We start from the raw sequence: 19,923 nt of genomic DNA, 5'->3' as shown, positions 1-19,923 counted from the left end.
GCAGCCCTACGTCATACCGCGATTCATTCGCGGTATCTCAGCCGCTAACACGTAGCGGAATGTTGGCAAACCTAAGATCTTTAGCTAGTTAACACAAATTATTTCTATTATCTACCAATTTGAAAAAGTCTCTGGTCCAAGTAGTCAAGCTACTTGGATGACAAGAGGTAACGCAAGAAGTTTACTTTTAATAAAAGCCTGATGATGAATCATTATTACCAAATTTCGGCTTATTTCTGTTGCTGAAACCAGAACGAGGACGAGAAGGCTTCTTATGGTAACTTCCTCCAGGTTTTCTATTAAATGAATTATTGTAATAATTATCCCTGTCATTTGGACCATCTTTCCTTTCCTCGTTGTAAAGCTCACCTTCAAAAAACTCTCCCGTCTCTTGATCAACTCGACGTCTTGACAACTTTGGACACCCACCTTTTTCGAAGTCAATTACTAGTGCTTTGAAAGTATCATCTTGTTTAAGTATGCTCTCTATAGAATCTATGTGTTCATTAGCTACTTCACTTATGTGCATTTTTCCTTTTCTGCCATTAAGAAATTCAAGCTCTACAATAGACTTCTCTATTTTTACAACTTTGACATCAACTATAGAACCTTGTTCTAGTTCTGTTATTGAATCAATCATCATACTCTTTGCAATTTCAGCTTCAGTGCCACTCGTGGCAAAAACAGAAACTTTACCATCATCTCCTATTTCAATTTTTGCATTACTTCTTTCACACACACTGCGTATATTTTTTCCTTTAGCACCAATAGCTGCAGAAATTTTGTCTTTATCTATGTAAAATGATAACATCCTTGGTGCATGGTCTTTGACGTCATCACTGTGTTCTGAAATCACTGCATTCATTTTTTCTAAAATATGTAATCTTCCAGCTTTTGCCTGTTCTAAAGATTTTTCAACAATTTCAAAGCTTATACCAGAAATTTTCATATCCATTTGTAGTGCCGTAACCCCTTCACTAGTTCCTGCTACTTTAAAGTCCATATCACCAAGATAATCTTCATCACCCAATATATCGGAAAGTATCACATACTCGTCTTTATCTTTAATAAGGCCCATAGCAACTCCAGCAACAGGGGCCTTTATTGGCACACCCGTATCCATTAAAGCAAGAGAAGTCCCACAAACTGTTGCCATAGAAGAAGAACCATCAGACTCCAAAATTTCGGACACTACTCTTATTGTATAAGGAAATTCAGATTTATCGGGTAAAACAGGATGAATTGCTTTCCAAGCAAGTTTGCCATGACCGATTTCTCTTCTTCCTGGTGCACGTGCAGCAGAAGTTTCTCCAACAGCAAATGAGGGAAAGTTATAATGCAACATGAAATGCTCACGTCTATCCCCTTCAATATCATCCACAATTTGCTCATCTTGAGTAGTACCAAGAGCAGTAACAACCAATGCCTGAGTGTTGCCTCTTGTAAACAGCGCAGAACCGTGAGTTCTGGACAGAATATCAACTTCAACTTCTATCTGACGTATCTCATCATGCTTACGACCGTCTATCCTTACACCTTTCTTCCTAATTATTTCACGTACTAAAGATCTTTCAAAGTTTTTTACTGCATACGTAATTAACTTTTCATCTTTTCCAGTCTCTTTAAGAGTATTCAATATATTCTCTCTGACCGCTTCTAGAGCTTGAACTCGCTCTTGTTTTACTGTTTGCGAATATGCTTTTTCAAAATCTTTACCGTATTTTTCGAGCTCTTGTGTTATATCTGATGTATCAACAGGAGCAAAGCTTTCAGGCTTATTGCCAACTGTATCAGCAAACTCTTTTATGAGCTTAATGACAGGTTTAAGGTGTTCATGGCCAAATTTTATTGCATTAAAAACATTTTCTTCAGAGAGCTCTTTCACTTCTGACTCAACCATTAAAATCGAATTTTCATCACCAGACAAAAACAGATCCAAGCTGCTTGCTTTCATCTCTTGAACAGAAGGGTTGAGTATATAGTTATTATTTTCATCACAACCAACTATCACTCCAGCTATAGTAAAGTGAAAAGGAACACCAGAAATCGCAAGAGCTGCAACAGCACCAATCAATGCTGGCACTTCAGGAGGATTGACTGTATCATAAGTTAATAGATTACACATCACACTAATTTCATCATGAAATCCTTCTGGAAAGAGTGGCCTTACACTCCTATCTATTACTCTTGAGATTAAAGTTTCTCTATCAGATGGCTTGCCTTCCCTTTTAAAAAAACCACCAGGGATCTTACCCATGGCATAGCTTTTTGCGATAAACTGCACATTTAAAGGTAGGAAATCAACGCTTTCTTCCTTCTTTTTACGTACAACAGTTACTAAAACAGAAGTATCACCGTAATTTACAACTACTGAACCATGAGCTTGGCGTGCTATTTTTCCTGTTTCTAAAGATAAGGTACGACCACCCCACTCTATAGATTTTTTTATAATTTTAAACATACTAAATTCCTCGATTATTTTCTAATGCCTAACTTCTCTATTAATTCCTGGTAGGCTTCATTACCAAATTTACGCTTTATATAATTTAAGTGTTTGCGTCTTCTACCTATCAATATAAGTAAACCACGCTTAGAGTGATGGTCATGCTTGTGCACTTTAAAATGCTCAGTTAAGTTACTGATCCTCTCGGTCAAAATTGCACATTGTACAAAAGATGAACCTGTATCATCCTCTTTAATCGCATATATATTTATCAAACTCTTTTTCTTTTTGGATATTATCGACATCTAAACCTCATTTTAAATATTAAAAACACGAATAGGTTTCACACAACCATAAATAAAACTGCAGATTGCAATAGGTACACTACCCACTATCGTACAACAAATATCATAATTCTTTAAATTACGCAAGTTATTTAATACAACTTCCTGACCTTTTCTGATTTTCCCCGCATCTTCTGGGGAAATTTCAATTTTGAACATCGATTTTAAAGCCGATTCAATGGGAATGATGAAACTTTTTGCATTACTCCCTGTACCTTCTATTACTCCAGTATCACCTTTTGTTATCGGAGAGTAAGTTATTGTGTTTCTTTCAGCGAGCTGTTCAATTGTCACTGATTCGTTTTCTCTAAAGTCACCTACCATAGTTCTTCTTAATTTCGTAATGTGTCCAAAACAATTTAATGCAATGCCAAGATCCCGAGCAATTGATCTCACATATACACCACTACCGCACATCATAGAAAAATTTGCACTATTATTTATGGTGTCCACAGATATCAATTTCAGCTCATGTATTTTGACTTGTCGGGGTTTTATATTTACCTTTTGCCCACTTCTTGCCAATTTATACGCCCTTGCTCCTTTAATTTTTATTGCTGAAAATTGAGGAGGAGTCTGCTTGATCTCACCAATAAAATTTTTAATTGCACAATTTATTTGATTATATTCGGGTTTTATATCGCTAGTTCTAATGATATCACCACCCAAATCATCCGTTGTTCTTTGTTCGCCCCATTTTATTGTAAAATCGTATGCCTTTAAGTCACAAGATAAATACGGTACAGTTTTTGTTGCCTCGCCAAGAGCAATTGGCAACACATCTGAAGCTAAAGGATCAAGTGTTCCCAGATGAACAGCTTTCTTAATTCCAAAGATCTTTTTAACTTGGGTTACAGCTTGTGCAGAACTAATTCCTATTGGTTTATCGAGATTCAGCCAGCCGTGTATCATATGTGAATTATATACAGCTGATGACAGTTTAGGAAGCAGCTTGAAATATATACTTTAAATAATAATGTAAAAAATAGCTTGACTAACATGCATCTATTAACACATACTTAATCCTTTTAAGGGGACTATTATGACTATAAATACAAATAAAAGCATATTGAAGTGGGAAAACACTGCACATATAACAAAAATGAGTATTGAAGGTTTAGTTGCACTTGCATCTTTAGCGGGAGCAATAACGGCAATATTAATTGCTACTAAAGTAATTGCTGGACCTGCATCTTTAGCACTTGTTGCTAGCCCTGCTGGAATTGCAGTTCTATTTATTGCCGCTGTATATTTTGCCGCAGCAGCTTATGCTTCATATCAGCAAATGCAGAAGAATGAAGAAATAGGAGTGAACGGTACAAATGGTAAGGATGGTAAAGATGCAAACTTTGCTACTCTTGTCAAAGATGTGGTAAAGAGTGGTACGATTGTTGAAGAAACAGTTAAAAAAGACGGCGATAACGATGTTCAGCAATTATTCCTGACACTTCCAATTGCTGATTACAAAGAACTAGCAAAAAATAATGAACCAGTTCACATATTATTAGCAGATGGGAAAGTTGTTAAGCTTGCACACGTAGCTCCTGAAAATAATGCTACTGAATATAAGGTGCAAATAACTAAAGTTGCTGAAAAAACAACTGTTGCTGACATGAAAGCAGAGTTAGGTATGACTACTGATTCTAAGCCATCAAAAGTTGCGGTGAGTAATGAAGCTTTGGAAGCTTTAAAAGGTAAAGTAGCAACTAACTTAGCAGATGTTGCATTAGAAAATGCTATATCAAACGCTAAAAAAGTTTAAAGTTAATGAAAGAAGAGGTAGAGGTGGTTCTGCCTCTTTTTTTTCATTTGAGAAGAGTTACGGTAATCTATCCCACATCTCAACTACATCCTTACTAAACTCTATTATCTCTACTTTTTTAAATTGGTAACAGTTGTTGATGGATTGAATTCCTAAATTCCCTATAAAGGGGATGGCATCATTACCTAAAATTTTACCACTGCGGCAGATTATCAGCCTGTCGATTAAACTATGCTTCAGTAGCTCTGTGATTAACACTCCTCCACCTTCAACTAATAGCCTTGTTATACCAATTTCTGAAACAAGTTTTAATGCCATGTCTTTTAGGCAGACTTTATCGATAATGTCAGGCTCCGATGTCATTCCAGCGCGTGACGCTGGAATCCAGTTTTCATTATGCAATTGCTTGAAGTTTTCTGGATCCCAGTGTCTGGGCACTGGGATGACAGGAGAAGGCGTTAGAATGACAGGAGAGTGTGTTGGGGTGACATCTGGAATAACAGGAGGTTTGTGATTTGAATTGACTATCAAATAATTAATGTTTTTTATTTTTCTCTCTATTTCTCTGTTTGTAATCACCCAAGTTATTACTTTATCTGCAGTCTTTGCAATATTATGCTCTTCCTGCAATTTTTCCTGGCTATCAATAATTAGCCTTATTGGCGATCTACTTCCGAGTTCTGGTAATCTGCAAGTTAAGAGTGGATTATCGTTAATAAGAGTATTGCTGCCAATCATAATTGCATCATATTTTGCTCTGAGCTCATGCACCCAATTTTTCGTATCTTCACTTGTTATCCATTTGCTATCGCCTGTAAATGTTGCGATTTTTCCGTCAAGAGTTGTTGCAATTTTGCAAGCTATAAATGGTCTATGAAATTCTTTAGTGGTGAAAAAACCGACATTCAGTTCTTCTGCCTCTTTTTGCATAATACCTTGCTCAACTTCAATTCCTGCTTCTTTCAGAGCTTTAATGCCTCCACCTGAAACTCTGCTATCTGGGTCAATAGTTGCAATTACTACCCTTTTTATTCCAGCTCTTATGATTTCCGCAGTACATGGTCCTGTAACTCCAAAGTGGCAACATGGCTCGAGCGTGATATACATAGTTGCACCATGGGTTAAACCTTCTGCACTTTGCAAAGCAACCACTTCTGCATGTGGGCGCCCACCTACTCCTGTATATCCCTCACCAATGATTATACCATCTTTTACAATAACACACCCGACAGTAGGATTTGACGCAACATTCCCAAGATTTTTTTCTGCAAGCCTTAATGCAATTGACATGAAATGATCATCAGTCATTAGAAAGAAGTCATTTCATATGAAGTGTCGAATATTCTCCTGTGCTCATGTATAGCAAATCTATCTGTCATTCCCGAGATATAGTCGCATATTACTATTGAACGCTGGGATTCACAAGCAAGTTTGCTCCACTCTGTGGGAAGTAATCTTGGATTTTCATAAAAATATTGAAAAAGTTCCTGTATTATGCGTTTCGCTTTGTTCATCGTTCTACTCAGTTTATAGCTTCTGTATATTTTCTCCATGTTGAATCTTTTCATTTCTTTTGTAGCATTCGCAACTTCTGGTGAAAATGTGACTAGCATTTTATTTAGACTTCTTACGTCTTCTACACTTTTTATTTTATGATCTTCAATATTTCTTTCAGTCTGAGAAACAACATCACTTATCATAGTTCCTATAGTTCCACTCAGTGATTCATGTATGAGTTTGCTCTGAGGTAATTCTGAATATCTGCTCCTTATGTCTTTAAACATTTTTTCAATTAAAGGAACATTCAGCAAATCTTCGATGGTTACTAAATTTGCTCTGAGTGCATCATCAAGATCGTGAACACTGTAAGCAATATCATCGGCAATTGAAGCAACCTGCGCTTCAATGCTTGAAAATTCCTCAAGTTTTAGATCATATTTTTCATTATATTCTAATAACAGCTGATTATTTGTAGAAGACTCCGCGTTTTGACCAAGCAAGGGACCATTATGTTTTGCAACCCCTTCAATCACCTCCCAACTTAGATTCATACCATCAAAATCAGCATGTTTTTGTTCAAGATAAGTTAAAATCCTTATAGCTTGAACATTATGATCAAACTCATACTTCTCACTATCAACTTGAACTAGAGCATCCTCACCTGTGTGACCAAATGGGGGATGACCAAGGTCATGTGCAAGCGCTATGCATTCAGTGATGTCCTCATCTAAGCTGAGCCTGCGTGCGATGGATCTTGCAATTTGTGCAACTTCAAGGCTATGAGTCAGCCGAGTGCGATAGTAATCGTGCTCGTAATTGATAAAAACTTGTGTTTTGTACCCCAATTTCCTAAACGCATTAGAGTGAACAATGCGATCCCTATCACGCTGAAAGCAGCTGCGATTCTCATCTTCTGGCTCTTTGAAGTATCTCCCTTTTGTTTTGCTTGGAAAGCATGCATAACTTAATAGAAAATTATTGTTTGACATGTAAAATTTCTACTATAATAAATTATCAATAATAAACGGTGGTTACTATGTCAACAAATTACAACATCAACTTAACTGATAATGCACTAAAAAAAATCCACTTTCTTGCAGAGCAGGAAGGGGATAAGAGTTCCGTTTTGCGGGTTGCAGTTTCAGGCGGTGGATGTTCTGGCTTCAAATACAATTTTCTTATGGATCAAATGAATAAAAATCTATCTTTGGATGATGAAGATGATGATTACGATGATGAGTTTGATGACGAAGACGAAGATGATGACTATGAAGAAAGCGAGGACTATAGAAGCCACTCCAATTTTAGCAAAAAAGGTAAAGATATAGTAATTAATGATGAAAATGGAAACCCTGTATTAATGGTTGATAATTGTTCAGCAAAATTTTTAAATAACTCAGTTATAGATTATACTGAGGATCTCAGTGGTTCTGGTTTTCAAATAAAGAATACCCTTGCTAAGTCTCAATGTGGTTGTGGTAACAGTTTTTCGGTTTAATTATTACCAAAATTTAGATGCCTTCTGGGTCTTTTAAACATGGGTGATAATGTAGCTCTAGAACTAACTTCTGTAGATAAAAGCTTCAAGGACAATTCTGCTGTTATAAAAGACATTAACCTAAGTGTCACAAGAGGGCAAGTAGTAGCGCTGATTGGCAATTCAGGTGCAGGAAAAACAACTATATTGCACATCGCAGGCTTGTTGGACAAGCCAACTTCAGGTATAGTTACGATAGATGGAATAAATTGCACACAAGCCAATAATAAGCATAAAACCCATGTAAGAAGAAATTTTCTTAGTTTTGTTTATCAATTTCACTATTTGTTACAAGAGTTATCGGTGTTGGAAAATATTATGCTTCCTCAACTTATTGCAGGAAAAAGCAAAGCTGAAGCAAAAAAAAATTCGCAAGCAATGTTGGAAAAATTTGGTCTGGAAAACAAAGCAAGTAGCATGGTATCTGAAGTTTCGGGTGGGGAAAGGCAGAGAGTTGCAATTGCAAGAAGCATTGTAAATTCTCCAAAGCTTTTACTTGCAGATGAGCCAACAGGAAATTTAGATCCAACAAATTCTTTTAACGTGTTTTTACTGCTACATTCATACGTAAAGGAAAATAACAGCTCTATGCTTATAGTAACGCACAATTATCTCCTTGCAGAAAAGGCAGACTGCATTTTCCAATTGAGAGATCGATCATTAGTGAAGTTGTGAATAGGAAAAATAGCACAATTTAAAACTACCTATGCCTTATACTTATCTAACCAATGATCATTAACAGAGTACAACTCGCATGAAACGCTTTCATTGCTTTTTATACACGGACTTTTTAACTTACGCTGTTTACTTAGGGAACACCCCGATAACATAAACACAGCTAAAACAAAAAATAATAGCTTTTTAAACATAACAAAACCTTTTCATTTATATTACTACACTCATTTCTCTTGTTTGTAAAGGTTAGGCATATTCTTTTACCCTTACCTCTTTTTTGACCTTTTGAGAAGAAATAGCTGCACTGTTTAAGCGCAGTTTTATATAACCATCTACGATTTGAGTCACTTCCTCTTCTTTATCCCTTAGAAAGTGATTAGTATCGTCTATTATATGGTATTTCACGTGATCACTTTTTACTGAATTTATTAACCTTTTTGCTAATTCTGTTACATCGCTTTCTTCTGAGATTGTATCGTTACTGCTTTGTATTATAAGCCCAGAAACTGGACAGGGAGAAAGAAAAGAAAAATCGTACTTAGTTACCGGAAGAGAAAGAGCAATAAAACCCACTATCTCAGGGCGACGCATTGTTAGCTGCATAGCCACCCATGCTCCAAAAGAAAAACCAGCGATCCAAATTGGAACGTTGCTAGGATTATGTTCCTGAAGCCAATCAATAGCTACCGCAGCGTCAGTTAATTCTCCTATACCCTTATCAAAAGTTCCGGTAGATTTTCCCACACCACGAAAGTTAATTTTCAATGCAGAAAAATTGTTATCGATAAAAGACGTATATATACCATGTACAATTTTACTACCCATATTACCACCATATTGAGGGTGATGATGTAAAACCAGCACAACCGGCGCGTTGGCATCTTTGCTTTGGTGGTATTCACCTTCTATCTTTCTTGTTGCATTATTCAAAAAAACTTCTACCACGGTAACTCCTAATAAAAACCTGCTTGACAGGTATTGATGACATGAATTATTAATTATGTATTAATTTCGCTGTTTTTGCAATAAATTTTTTATCGTGTTAAAGCTAACGTACATAGTTATGGCTATAGTTGATGGTAAACTTATTTAAGTGACAGATGAGTCCATTCTCTTTAGAAAATAGTGGTTACGTATATGCTGATTACAATGCAACTGCTCCAATTAGTGAGAATGTAAAAAAAAGTATATTTGAGGTCTTGTTAAAACAAACGCTCAATCCATCATCACTACATAAAAGAGGACAAGAAGCGAGGAAGATTCTTCAGGATGCAAGAGATAACATACGTGATGCTCTTGGTGTTCCAAGTGATAAAGAAATAGTTTTTACGTCTGGTGCGACTGAAGCGAATAACCTTGTTATGAGAGGAATAGCAGGCTATCTGCATGTAATTTCAGCTATAGAGCATCCTTCAATTCTTAATTCTGCATGTAATCCATATATAATACCCGTTAATCAGGAGGGCATTGTTGACTTTTTAGAGCTAGAAAAAATTCTAAGCGAACTTAAAGGAAACAAAGCAATAGTTTCAGTTATGATGGCAAATAACGAAACCGGAGTTATTCAGCCTGTTAAGGAAATAGCTGAAATAGCACACAAATTTGGAGCAATTTGCCACACTGACACTGCTCAAAGTGTTGGAAAAATTAAAGTTAATATGGAAGATTTAGGAGTGGATTTACTCACTTTATCCGCCCATAAATTTGGCGGTGTAGCAGGCAGTGGAGTTTTAATATTCAATAAAGAACTTGCGATAGAACCTATTATAATAGGTGGTGGACAAGAGAAGGGATTTCGTGGTGGTACGGAAAATATTGTTGCGATTGCAGGCCTTTCTGCTGCACTGCAAAATATTCCAGACCTTCTATTAAAAATGGATGAAGTAAAGGAGCTACGTGATCAATTAGAGTGTGAATTATTAAATCTTGCCAGTGATATAAGAATCTTCGGTAAAAACTCTAAGAGGCTGCCAAACACAAGTTTTATTTATATGCCAGGAGTAAAGAGTGATGTGCAGCTCATGCATTTTGACTTGAATCATATTGCAGTTAGTAATGGTTCTGCATGTTCTTCTGGAAAAGTTGAGCCTTCCCATGTTTTGCTTGCAATGGGGGCAACAAAAGAGCAAGCAGAGTGTTCAATTAGAATCAGTATAGGTCCAGAAACTAAACCACAAGACATAAAAAAAATAGTGGATTGTTGGTATAATATCTACAAGAAGAACACCTTGGTATAGATAATACGTGGTATCATGCAGGGAGCTATAAATTAGATGTAAAAACTTACTTGACACCCTTCGCCAGCCCCCTTATCATAACAGTGAAGCTATTTATTTATCTTCGCAATCTCTGCAGTGGATTAATGACAAAAAACTTAATGTATTTGGCGTAAATCATGCTTAATTTTTGCACTATGTGCACCTCATGTCTTTATAAAACTTCTAGGTTTCTACCTATATAAGCTGAAACGCGCTTATAAAGCATTTAAGACAGTAAAAGACGTCAAATAGACAAGGGAGAATTTGAATACTAGCTACCCTGGGGTTTTTTTGCCTTTTTTTCCGCTCAGTAAATTTCTTAACGTTTATAATTTAGGTTAATAGCATTTAAAAGCGGCTGAATCGTAGCGTTTAGAATAAAAAACGCCAATATTTTGAAGTACATATAAATAACTAGTCACCAACGGGGCTTCTTTTGCCTTTTTTTTCGTTTGGTAAATTTCTTAATATTTATGGCTTAGGTTAGTTACAAATTAAGAGCAATATTCACGGAAATGGTGTCATTCCAGTGCTTGACACTGGGCACTTTAGACAATGTTACAAAAATAATATCATAGAATTCAATAGGATAATTCCTGGTGTACAGTCCCAGAGTGTGATGGTATGATAAAATATGAGAAAAAAATACCATCAAAGGAGGAATTATGGGACCATACACCTAGAGGCTGTATTACAAGAATTTTGGGCGAACTTAGTTATGTGTAATATATTATCGCTTCATATGTGTGATGCACAAGGGCCTTGGAACCCAGATCAAATTACTGAGTATCGTTTAAATTTTTCAGTTTTGTTTGGTGTAATGAGCAGAAACTCTATCAAGTACTTATTGCACCAAAAAACTTTCAAGCCCTTTTTAAGCATGCGTGCTAAAGTTAAAATTCGACCAGGGCAGCCACAATAAGGTAGATAAGCCCAAACGCCATCATGTTTTTAGGAGAGTTTGCTAATGGAGGCTCTTAAGTTGACGCCATTGGCTGAACGGATACCTCTTAACTTGACGCGTATGGTTTATTTAACACTCCCAACGGTTACAAATAATTCACCATTTCTTCTGGTTTCACTATCCTTTCAAACTCCTCCTCAGTGAGCAGTTGAAGTTTTGCTGCTGCTTCTTTTAGAGTGATATTTTCTTTATAAGCAAGCTTCGCTATTTTTGCTGCATTGTCATACCCTATATGCGTATTTAATATAGTGACCAACATTAACGACTGATTCAGTAAATCTTTTATCCTCTCTTCATTTGCCTTAATACCAACTACACATTTTTCTGTAAAATTTAAACTTGCATCAGCTAAAAGTCTTATAGACTGCAAAACATTGTAAATTATCACTGGCTTAAACACATTCAATTCAAAATGACCGTTTGAACCACTAATGGTCACAGCAACATGATTTCCCATAACTTGAGTGCACACCATAGTTACTGCTTCACACTGAGTTGGATTCACTTTACCTGGCATAATTGAAGAACCAGGCTCATTTTCCGGTAACATTATTTCCCCAATTCCACATCTTGGACCAGAACCAAGCAACCTTATATCATTTGCAATTTTCATTAAACTGACTGCTACTGTATTGAGTGTTCCACTGAGCTCAACTAAAGCATCGTTTGCTGCTAGCGCTTCAAATTTATTGCCTGCTGAAGTAAATGGAAGATTAGTAATTTCTGCAACTTTGCTTGAAAAACCTTCAGCAAAACCCTTTTTAGTATTGAGTCCTGTGCCAACCGCAGTGCCACCTTGTGCAAGCTCGTATATACCACTTAAAGTTAATTTTACTCTCTCTATCCCCTTTTTAATCTGGGCTGCATAGCCAGAAAACTCCTGTCCCAGTGTTAGGGGCGTTGCATCTTGTAAGTGAGTACGTCCTACTTTTATTATATTTTTAAATTCCTGAACCTTATTATCCAGCACCTTATGCAATTTTTCAAGATTTGGAATAAGCAAGCAGTTTATTTGCTCTGCTGCTGCTATATGCATTGCTGTTGGAAAGGTGTCATTTGATGACTGACCATAATTCACATGGTCGTTTGGATGTATCGGAGATTTACTACCCAAATTACCACCTAAAATCTCTATTGCGCGATTGCTGATCACTTCATTCATATTCATATTAGTCTGCGTTCCGGATCCGGTTTGCCAAACAACAAGCGGAAATTCATTATTAAATTTGCCATCTATTACTTCCCTTGCGGCTGCGCAGATTGCGTCCCCTACCTTATTATCTATGCTACCCTGCTTCATGTTAACACGTGCTGCTGCAAGTTTTACTATTGCTAATGCTTTAATCAGAGGCTCTGGCATTTTTTCTGTGCCAATCTTAAAATTTTCTAAAGAACGTTGAGTCTGCGCTCCCCAGTAATGTTCACTTGGTACTTTTACTTCCCCTAAGCTGTCTGATTCTATTCTCGTTTTTCTATCCATATTTTCCTTCTTAGCGTCATGCAAACTGGTTCACTACATAATTTTTTCATGTCTACTTCTTGGTTAATTAAATCATACTAGATCCAAGTAGTCAAGTGTGACCTTACCCAGAAAAAGTAGAGAGAAAGTTAAGACGTTTTTGGAGTAAAATAAAACGTTTTTTCAAAATATGGCAAATAGTTTATTCTCTTTGTAAAAAACATTCCAAACTTTCTCTCCACTTTTTCTGGGTAAGGTCAGTTCAGCTATAGGCAGCAGTTTTCTGTATTTACTTTAAATTGAAGAAAGCTCAAATGAAAGATCGTGTTTTGCTAAAAATCACAGAATGCAGTCTGGTTACAATTATTTATCACTAGTGCCTAAAGTGATCTCCTTTATCCTCTCATCTGCTAGTATTTTTAATTCCTCACCGTATCTATAATAATTTCGCTTTATAACGTGTAACTCATCAGCAGAAGAAGAATCTAATTTAGGGTAATATTCGTAATCGCAATTTTCTTCGATGTCCTCAATGCTTATAGATGATGCTAAAAGTGGAAATAGAATTAATAGTAAAGTTAGTAGGATTCTTGTACACCACGTCCTGGGTAGCGCGTGACCAGAGAAAAAAAGATATGGATCCAAGTAGTCAGGGCACTGGGATGACAGAAGATAGTGCAAGAAATTTCGTAAAAAGCTTTTCATACCAACTATTTAAACTCAATTGTGTTATAAATATATTAATAGCGAAAAAAGAAAAACAAGGTTTAATTTTCTTTTTTATTTGCGATTTATCTATTAATTAACCGTGAAAGGTTACGTGTAATGCTCCTTCACATAATTATCAATAATTACCTTAAATTCTTCAGAGACATTATCACCTTGTAAAGTTTTGAAATATTTGCCGTCTTTGTAGACTGCTGAAACAGGTTTTTCTCCATATCCAGGAAAGCTGATTCCCAAATTTGCGTGTTTGCTTTCTCCAGGACCATTTACTATGCATCCCATAACAGCAATGCTCATATGCTCTACACCTGGATTTTTTTTCTTCCACATCGGCATATGAGTTTTTATATAGCCATTCACCTCTTCAGTTAATATACGAAAACGATCGCTACTCGTGCGCCCACAACCAGGACATGAATTAACCTGAGGGTTAAAGTGTCGCAAGCCTATAGACTGCAATATTTCCTGACACACCACCACTTCATTAGTACGCGATTCACCAGGACGTTGAGTCAAAGAAGCCCGTATTGTATCTCCAATGCCATTTTGCAATAAATAAGTAAGCCCTGCTGCGGTATTTACCACACCTTTATTGCCCATACCAGCCTCAGTTAAACCCAAATGTAGTGCATAATTGGAAGATTTTGCAAGTGCCATATAAACTAAAATTAAATCTTGTACTTTGCTAACTTTACATGAAATGATTATTTTGTTTGAATTTAGACCAATTTCTTCAGCTTTTTTTGCACTATCAAGAGCAGACATTACAAGTGCTTTGCGCAGTATAACGTCAGAAGGCCTTGAATTACTAAGCGAAGAGTTTTCATCCATCAATTTTTGCAAAAGGTATTTATCAAGACTACCCCAATTTACTCCAATTCTAACCGGAAGATTGTGCATTATTGCATACTCTATAACCCTTTCAAACTTCTCATCACGTTTGTCGCCAAAGCCTATATTGCCTGGGTTTATCCTAATTTTACCCAGCATTTTGATGTTGTCTGGATAATCTTGAACTAATTTATCTAGCTCATACTGACCACAGCCTACCAATATTTTACCGTCAAAACCTTCTTTATTTATCTCTTCTACTATATAAGGTATTGCCCTTGCTACTTCCTCTGAATTCAAGGCAATTCGCACCAATTCTGAACCTGTACGCGCTAGTTCTGTTATCTCTTTTGCATAATGTTTTGCGCTACTTTTTATATTATCAGAATCTATATGCACGCCAAGCGCCATAGATTGTACAACTATAGGATTATTTCCACCTATCTTTACTTTTCCAACTTCCACAACATGAGTTTTGTGCCTGGAAATCGGCAATAATTCATATGCATCATCATTCAATATCAGGTCTTTATCTAGCATATTATTAATGGCCAATATTGTGATACTATTTTACTGTGTCAGCTACGCTGCCAAATGAACTCGAACCATTCAAACTATAAGCATCTACGTTATCCAAATTAGCAATAGAATCATGTGAGCACGTTTTTCTTGATGGATTTTCTTTTATAGTGACATTTATAGGAGAAACTTTTTTTTCTCGTGTTGAAGTAACTTTCTTCCCTTCTTGTTGTTCACTTTCATGCTGCTCGCTTTCATACTGGGAAACTGGCTCTTGATCTATAAATACAGCACCCTTTAAACGTGCGATATTAATACCATGCTGATTTATCATAGCGCTCTCTTCATCGTCGACTATGCACGCTTCCATGTCATTTGGCTCATTATCAAGACTAGCAATTTTTTTCTCTTTTAATTTTTTGATTAGATCTTCTTTATTTATAGCTCGATCTTGTGACTTTTTTTTCTTGAGCAATTCCCTACGCTTCTCATACAGTTTATATGACTCAGCAAAATCCTCATCTGTATGAAAGTTTGCACCACCAGGGTTACCAGGAGGTATGTATCTCTTACTGAGCTTAGATTTAGCTTCAGCACTATGCACAGTAAAAAAGCTAGAAACCAAAAACATTAATATAAACAAAACTTTAGAAAAAACCCTAAGCATATGGTGCTATAGTAAATATCGTGTTTTAAAAGATAGCAATTAACAAACTTTAAGTAAACCAGAATCTTTACTAACTTTACAATACAAATATTTTTCTAAAAAGTGATATACTTACTATCAAAAACCTACATAGGCTAAGAGAAGAGTAAGGTGCTACAAGTTGCGTAACACCTTCTCAAGAAGAGTGTTATGCAACTTAGTCTGGCATTTGCATATGCTTCTTTTCATTGCCATCGATAGCATCTACATTATTAAGTTTTGCGTCTGGTGTATCTTTAGACAAGTTCTTTTCTTTCTCCCTTTCACACTTAACTCCCTGATAGATACAGAATGCAACAAAAGAAGTTATCGCTATTGCGGCAACAGCACTGACTATGGCACAAATTAGTAGTGTTTTTTCTTGATCTGCTACTGCTTCTGTGAGTGTTTCCACTTTTTCTTCTAAACCTGTGAAGTTTTCTTGCAAGCCTGTAAACTTTTCTTGCAAACCATTGAATTTATCTGATAGATCTGTTGACAAACCGTCAAATTTACCTGACAACTCTGTAAATCTTTCTGATAAACCACCGAATTTATCTGACAGTTCTGTTACTTGTTCTGGCAAACCTTTGAAGTTTCCTAATAGCTTCTCTAGTTCTTCTACTTGTTCCTGCAATTTTGTTATGTCTGTTATGTCATTGCCAGACAAACTATACCAAGCATTACTCAAAATATTTGACATTTTTACCCCCTAATTAATTAATATATTACTATTGTACGTTCTCAGTACTTATAGCTCTTCTCATAATAATCCAAACAAGTTAAGATATGGATTTATGGTAGTGGGGTTTGTATGCCAGCAGCGTATAGTTACGATTTAAGGAAAAAAGCAATGGAGGCATTGGATGAAGGAGAAAGTAGAGCAACTGTTGCAGAGAGATTTAAAATTGGAAAAACGACTCTATATGAGTGGCAGAAAAGGCGTAAGGAAACGGGAGATTTTCAGTCAAAAAAGCCTGGAAGCGTAGGATATAACCATAAAATTACTGACTGGAATGTTTTTACCAAATTTGCAAAAAACCATGGTGGCAAAACTCAGTCAGAGATGGCTAAACTCTGGGGTAATATCAGTCGACAAACGATTCACCGCGCACTTAAAAATATTGGATTTACAAGAAAAAAAGACCTACGGATATAAAGAAAGAAATGAAGGAAAGCGAGCTCAATTTTTAAAGGTTATAGCAACAAAACGTCATGAAAATCTTGTATATATTGATGAATCTGGAATAGATAATACAGAAGACTACCCATACGGATATTGCAGAAAAGGAGAGAGGTTTCATTCATTAAAATCAGGTAAAAAAACTCAGCGTGTCAGTATGATTGCAGCTCTAAATAAAAGGAAGATCATTGCTCCATTGACCTTTGAAGGATACTGCAATAAGGATGTTTTCGAGGCTTGGTTTGAGCAGTTTTTAACTCCAATTTTAAGGTCTGGCCAAACTGTAATTCTTGATAACGCTACATTCCATAAATCTAAAAAAATAGATAATCTTGCTAGAGGAGTTGGTGCTGAAATTCTTTATCTTCCTCCATATTCTCCAGACTTTAACGAAATTGAGCATAATTGGTTTGCTATAAAGAATAGAGCTAGAAAAAATATCCCTATTTTTAAGTCTTTCCGTCAAGCTGTTGATTCTGCTTTTTTATTCTGACTATTATGAGAAGAGCTATAAATTAGTATTAAATCAATTGTCATTATGTATTGATCTTTTAATAATTTTGTTTTACTTGCTTTTTGAAAGTGCAAAAACTTAAGTTAATGTATTACAAGGTTGCTATTCAACCAATATCTCTCTCTTTCCTGAGTAATTTGGAGAGCTGACAATTCCTTCTTTTTCCATTCTTTCAACAATATTTGCAGCTCTGTTATAGCCTATTCTAAGTTGTCGCTGAATGTAACTGGTTGAAACTTTTTGATCTCTTTGAATGATGGCCACTGCTTGATTGTAGAGGTCGTTTTCTTCATCCTCTGTTTCACCTTCTGATTCCACAGAAGAATTTTCATCTTCTTTGGTGATTTCCTCCATATAATTTGGCTCACCTTGCATTTTTAGATGATCAACTATATCTTGCACCTCATTATCACTTACAAATGGGCCGTGAACTCGAATGATCTTACCACCAGAGGCCATATAGAGCATATCACCCATACCGAGCAATTGTTCAGCTCCTTGTTCGCCAAGTATTGTACGGCTATCTATCTTAGAAGTAACAGCAAAACTGATTCTCGTTGGAAAGTTCGCCTTTATCACACCTGTGATCACATCCACAGATGGGCGTTGTGTTGCCATTATGATGTGTATTCCTGCAGCACGAGCCATCTGAGCTAAACGTTGAATAGAGCACTCTATCTCTTTGCCAGCAACAAGCATCAAATCTGCCATTTCATCCACGATCACTACAATATACGGAAATGTCTCCATCTTGATTGGTATTTTTTCAAACAAAGGTTTGCCTGTTGTTGAGTTAAAGCCAATCTGCACAACGCGCTCCAATTCTATTCCACTATTCATCGCTTCTGTGATTTTTTGGTTATAGTTTATTACATTGCGTACATTTAAATACGACATCATGCGATAGCGATTTTCCATTTCTTTCACTATCCACTTAAGAGCGATAACAGCCTTTTTTGGCTCTGTTACTACTGGCGCCATTAGGTGCGGTATTGCATCATATATTGAAAGCTCAAGCATTTTTGGGTCGATCATTATCATCTTACATTCATCAGGACTTAATCGATAAACGAGCGAAAGAATCATAGTGTTAATCGCAACTGATTTACCCGACCCTGTGGTTCCAGCAACGAGCAAGTGGGGCATTTTAGTCAGATCTGCAATAACTGGTTTTCCACTTATTTCTTTGCCAAGGGCAATTGGGAGATTTAAGTTTGCATTCTGGTATTCTGGTGATTCAAGCAAATCACGCAGCATTACAATTTCTCGTTCCTTGTTCGGCAACTCTATTCCCATAGCATTTTGCCCACGAATTATTGAAATACGTGCAGAGAGTGCACTCATCGAACGTGCAATGTCATCTGCAAGGCCAATTACTCTTGCAGATTTCGTACCAGCTTGTGGTTCAAGTTTGTATAAAGTCACAATCGGCCCATAGCATACACTGATAATTTTTCCTTGCACGCCAAAATCACTCAGGACTTGTTCCAGCAGAGATAAATTTTTATTGCTCTCCATTTCATTCAGCTGCTTTCTCTGCAAAGACTCCTCTGCTTTAGAAAGTAAATGAATGCTTGGAAACTCGAACTCACTGGAAGGTTTAAAAATTTCTTCGGTAGCTTTTTTCTGTCTTTCTTTTGGTTGTTGTTTAGTAGTGATTTTAGTTCTATGTTTTTCTTCTACTACTAATGGTGCAACTGAATATTCAGCAGTTTTATGTGATCTGAAGAATGGAACATTTACAAATAAGCAAGCTATTTTTTTACATAAGAAGAATAGAGAGTAAATTGCTCTCTTCCAACCAACCGATCCTACAAGACCTATTGATGTTACTATCACAAATACATAAAATGGGCAGTTATTAACGAGTGCATTCCCTATTATTCCACTGTGTCTGTACCTTGCAGTGATGCCTAGCGAAAGTTGTGGTAATATAGCACATACCCCTAAATTGATTAATATTAAATAGAGAATTTTCAGCAGTATTTTTGCTGGCCTGAAGATCAACAAGTAAACTATGGTTGTAGCTATTGTAACACTAGTTAATCCAAGAAATTGAACCAATATATCAGCTAAATATGAACCTACTATTCCACCTAAATTTGTCACTTCCTTATTTGTAGCCGTGTTTAAGGAAGGATCTTTATAGTTGTAGCTAAAAACTGATATATATACATATATTAAAAGGGATAGATATATTGCTGATTTTAGATATTTTTTTAACATCTACCTAAAGTAGTAAGCTACTGTATATTTTACAAAGTGAATTGTTATTAGCAATATCATTATAGATAAATCTAATCCATTGAACGGTGGTATATATCTTCTAATAATCTTTAGTGGTGGATATGTCAATTGGTTCAAGATGTGCATTATGCTACTGACAGTTTCATTATATATGTTCACCATATTAAGTTTAACCAGCCAGTTTAAGACAACCCAACATATTAGAATGAAGCTATAAAGATCAAGTAACGTGTTGAGTAGATATATAATTGGATGCATGCATATCTATTACACGAA

At 36.1% G+C, this 19,923-nt stretch carries 18 protein-coding genes and 1 pseudogene; 6 read left to right on the top strand and 13 right to left on the bottom strand.

From position 1 onward, the window contains the following. Positions 1-187: 187 nt before the first annotated feature. From pnp to truB, 3 genes are read right to left on the bottom strand one after another with little or no spacing between them, the layout of a single operon-like run. Positions 188-2,461 (bottom strand): polyribonucleotide nucleotidyltransferase, encoded by a 2,274-nt coding sequence (pnp, locus tag ACFZP3_RS00210; RefSeq protein WP_253309920.1) that lies wholly within the window; start codon positions 2,459-2,461, stop codon positions 188-190. 14 nt (positions 2,462-2,475) lie between these two features. Continuing rightward, positions 2,476-2,748 (bottom strand): 30S ribosomal protein S15, encoded by a 273-nt coding sequence (rpsO, locus tag ACFZP3_RS00205; RefSeq protein WP_386086506.1) that lies wholly within the window; start codon positions 2,746-2,748, stop codon positions 2,476-2,478. Between the two features lie 12 nt (positions 2,749-2,760). Then, the gene (gene truB / locus ACFZP3_RS00200; RefSeq protein WP_386086504.1) at positions 2,761-3,699 is read right to left on the bottom strand and encodes a tRNA pseudouridine(55) synthase TruB; all 939 of its coding nucleotides are present in this window, start codon (positions 3,697-3,699) and stop codon (positions 2,761-2,763) included. Between the two features lie 130 nt (positions 3,700-3,829). Between truB and ACFZP3_RS00195 the strand changes: the two genes are divergently transcribed. After that, positions 3,830-4,549, top strand: coding sequence for a hypothetical protein (locus ACFZP3_RS00195; protein WP_265045367.1), 720 nt, complete (start codon positions 3,830-3,832; stop codon positions 4,547-4,549). A gap of 57 nt (positions 4,550-4,606) precedes the next feature. On the opposite strand, the gene ribD is transcribed toward ACFZP3_RS00195, so the two are convergent. Together ribD and ACFZP3_RS00185 are read right to left on the bottom strand one after the other, a co-directional pair. Beyond that, positions 4,607-5,857, bottom strand: a complete 1,251-nt coding sequence (gene ribD / locus ACFZP3_RS00190; RefSeq protein ID WP_386086502.1) for a bifunctional diaminohydroxyphosphoribosylaminopyrimidine deaminase/5-amino-6-(5-phosphoribosylamino)uracil reductase RibD — start codon at positions 5,855-5,857, stop codon at positions 4,607-4,609. Continuing rightward, positions 5,857-7,038 (bottom strand): deoxyguanosinetriphosphate triphosphohydrolase, encoded by a 1,182-nt coding sequence (locus ACFZP3_RS00185; RefSeq protein WP_386086500.1) that lies wholly within the window; start codon positions 7,036-7,038, stop codon positions 5,857-5,859. Before ACFZP3_RS00185 ends, ribD begins: the two co-directional genes overlap by 1 nt. Positions 7,039-7,085: 47 nt before the next feature. Here ACFZP3_RS00185 and ACFZP3_RS00180 point away from each other — a divergent pair, with 47 nt between their 5' ends. Then, positions 7,086-7,547 (top strand): HesB/IscA family protein, encoded by a 462-nt coding sequence (locus ACFZP3_RS00180; protein ID WP_386086498.1) that lies wholly within the window; start codon positions 7,086-7,088, stop codon positions 7,545-7,547. 39 nt (positions 7,548-7,586) lie between these two features. Further along, positions 7,587-8,261 (top strand): ABC transporter ATP-binding protein, encoded by a 675-nt coding sequence (locus tag ACFZP3_RS00175; protein WP_386086496.1) that lies wholly within the window; start codon positions 7,587-7,589, stop codon positions 8,259-8,261. A gap of 246 nt (positions 8,262-8,507) precedes the next feature. Here the strand turns inward: ACFZP3_RS00175 and ACFZP3_RS00170 are convergent, their stop codons facing one another. Then, positions 8,508-9,206 (bottom strand): alpha/beta hydrolase, encoded by a 699-nt coding sequence (locus ACFZP3_RS00170; protein WP_386086494.1) that lies wholly within the window; start codon positions 9,204-9,206, stop codon positions 8,508-8,510. Between the two features lie 155 nt (positions 9,207-9,361). Here ACFZP3_RS00170 and ACFZP3_RS00165 point away from each other — a divergent pair, with 155 nt between their 5' ends. Further along, complete coding sequence (locus ACFZP3_RS00165; protein ID WP_253309913.1) at positions 9,362-10,498, top strand: cysteine desulfurase family protein; 1,137 nt, start codon at positions 9,362-9,364, stop codon at positions 10,496-10,498. Between the two features lie 697 nt (positions 10,499-11,195). Beyond that, positions 11,196-11,487, top strand: a pseudogene (locus ACFZP3_RS00160) (IS4 family transposase); the annotation flags it as partial. An 81-nt stretch (positions 11,488-11,568) separates the two neighbouring features. On the opposite strand, the gene fumC reads toward ACFZP3_RS00160, so the two are convergent. The 5 genes from fumC to ACFZP3_RS00135 form a co-directional block, all read right to left on the bottom strand. Next, positions 11,569-12,963: a class II fumarate hydratase gene (gene fumC, locus ACFZP3_RS00155; protein WP_253309912.1), complete on the bottom strand. Its 1,395-nt coding sequence runs from the start codon at positions 12,961-12,963 to the stop codon at positions 11,569-11,571. A 342-nt stretch (positions 12,964-13,305) separates the two neighbouring features. Then, a complete protein-coding gene (locus ACFZP3_RS00150) occupies positions 13,306-13,647 on the bottom strand; it encodes a hypothetical protein (RefSeq protein WP_264687880.1) in 342 nt (113 codons plus the stop codon). 111 nt (positions 13,648-13,758) lie between these two features. Next, entirely contained in the window at positions 13,759-15,039 is a 1,281-nt protein-coding gene (gene ispG, locus ACFZP3_RS00145; protein WP_386086491.1) for a flavodoxin-dependent (E)-4-hydroxy-3-methylbut-2-enyl-diphosphate synthase, read from the bottom strand. Between the two features lie 25 nt (positions 15,040-15,064). Next, positions 15,065-15,685 (bottom strand): TRP75-related protein, encoded by a 621-nt coding sequence (locus ACFZP3_RS00140; protein ID WP_253309909.1) that lies wholly within the window; start codon positions 15,683-15,685, stop codon positions 15,065-15,067. 196 nt (positions 15,686-15,881) lie between these two features. Further along, the gene (locus ACFZP3_RS00135) at positions 15,882-16,406 is read right to left on the bottom strand and encodes a GAS domain-containing protein (protein WP_253309908.1); all 525 of its coding nucleotides are present in this window, start codon (positions 16,404-16,406) and stop codon (positions 15,882-15,884) included. Positions 16,407-16,517: 111 nt separating this feature from the next. Between ACFZP3_RS00135 and ACFZP3_RS00130 the strand changes: the two genes are divergently transcribed. Then, positions 16,518-17,379 (top strand): IS630 family transposase gene (locus tag ACFZP3_RS00130; RefSeq protein WP_386086489.1). Its coding sequence is split into 2 segments (ribosomal slippage): positions 16,518-16,843 and positions 16,842-17,379, totalling 864 coding nucleotides; the frame shifts between segments, so codons are not numbered across the junction. Between the two features lie 123 nt (positions 17,380-17,502). Here the strand turns inward: ACFZP3_RS00130 and ACFZP3_RS00125 are convergent. Together ACFZP3_RS00125 and ACFZP3_RS00120 are read right to left on the bottom strand one after the other, a co-directional pair. Then, entirely contained in the window at positions 17,503-19,626 is a 2,124-nt protein-coding gene (locus tag ACFZP3_RS00125) for an FtsK/SpoIIIE family DNA translocase (protein WP_386086487.1), read from the bottom strand. Beyond that, on the bottom strand, positions 19,627-19,905 hold the full coding sequence (locus ACFZP3_RS00120; protein ID WP_006279515.1) for a YggT family protein: 279 nt from the start codon (positions 19,903-19,905) through the stop codon (positions 19,627-19,629). Between the last annotated feature and the right edge of the window lie 18 nt (positions 19,906-19,923).

The organism is Wolbachia endosymbiont (group A) of Norellia spinipes, assembly GCF_964273535.1.
Note: the sequence above shows the minus strand (reverse complement) of the source record. Positions and strands in the feature narration are given on the sequence as shown.

Coding starts and splice junctions, on each gene's coding strand:
- ribD (WP_386086502.1), bottom strand. CDS start 5,857: ATGACTGATGATCATTTCATGTCAATTGCATTAAGGCTTGCAGAAAAA.
- pnp (WP_253309920.1), bottom strand. CDS start 2,461: ATGTTTAAAATTATAAAAAAATCTATAGAGTGGGGTGGTCGTACCTTA.
- fumC (WP_253309912.1), bottom strand. CDS start 12,963: ATGGATAGAAAAACGAGAATAGAATCAGACAGCTTAGGGGAAGTAAAA.
- ACFZP3_RS00125 (WP_386086487.1), bottom strand. CDS start 19,626: ATGTTAAAAAAATATCTAAAATCAGCAATATATCTATCCCTTTTAATA.
- ACFZP3_RS00180 (WP_386086498.1), top strand. CDS start 7,086: ATGTCAACAAATTACAACATCAACTTAACTGATAATGCACTAAAAAAA.
- ACFZP3_RS00175 (WP_386086496.1), top strand. CDS start 7,587: ATGGGTGATAATGTAGCTCTAGAACTAACTTCTGTAGATAAAAGCTTC.
- ACFZP3_RS00150 (WP_264687880.1), bottom strand. CDS start 13,647: ATGAAAAGCTTTTTACGAAATTTCTTGCACTATCTTCTGTCATCCCAG.
- ACFZP3_RS00135 (WP_253309908.1), bottom strand. CDS start 16,406: ATGTCAAATATTTTGAGTAATGCTTGGTATAGTTTGTCTGGCAATGAC.
- truB (WP_386086504.1), bottom strand. CDS start 3,699: ATGATACACGGCTGGCTGAATCTCGATAAACCAATAGGAATTAGTTCT.
- ACFZP3_RS00185 (WP_386086500.1), bottom strand. CDS start 7,038: ATGTCAAACAATAATTTTCTATTAAGTTATGCATGCTTTCCAAGCAAA.
- ACFZP3_RS00195 (WP_265045367.1), top strand. CDS start 3,830: ATGACTATAAATACAAATAAAAGCATATTGAAGTGGGAAAACACTGCA.
- rpsO (WP_386086506.1), bottom strand. CDS start 2,748: ATGTCGATAATATCCAAAAAGAAAAAGAGTTTGATAAATATATATGCG.
- ACFZP3_RS00140 (WP_253309909.1), bottom strand. CDS start 15,685: ATGCTTAGGGTTTTTTCTAAAGTTTTGTTTATATTAATGTTTTTGGTT.
- ACFZP3_RS00120 (WP_006279515.1), bottom strand. CDS start 19,905: ATGCATCCAATTATATATCTACTCAACACGTTACTTGATCTTTATAGC.
- ispG (WP_386086491.1), bottom strand. CDS start 15,039: ATGCTAGATAAAGACCTGATATTGAATGATGATGCATATGAATTATTG.
- ACFZP3_RS00165 (WP_253309913.1), top strand. CDS start 9,362: ATGAGTCCATTCTCTTTAGAAAATAGTGGTTACGTATATGCTGATTAC.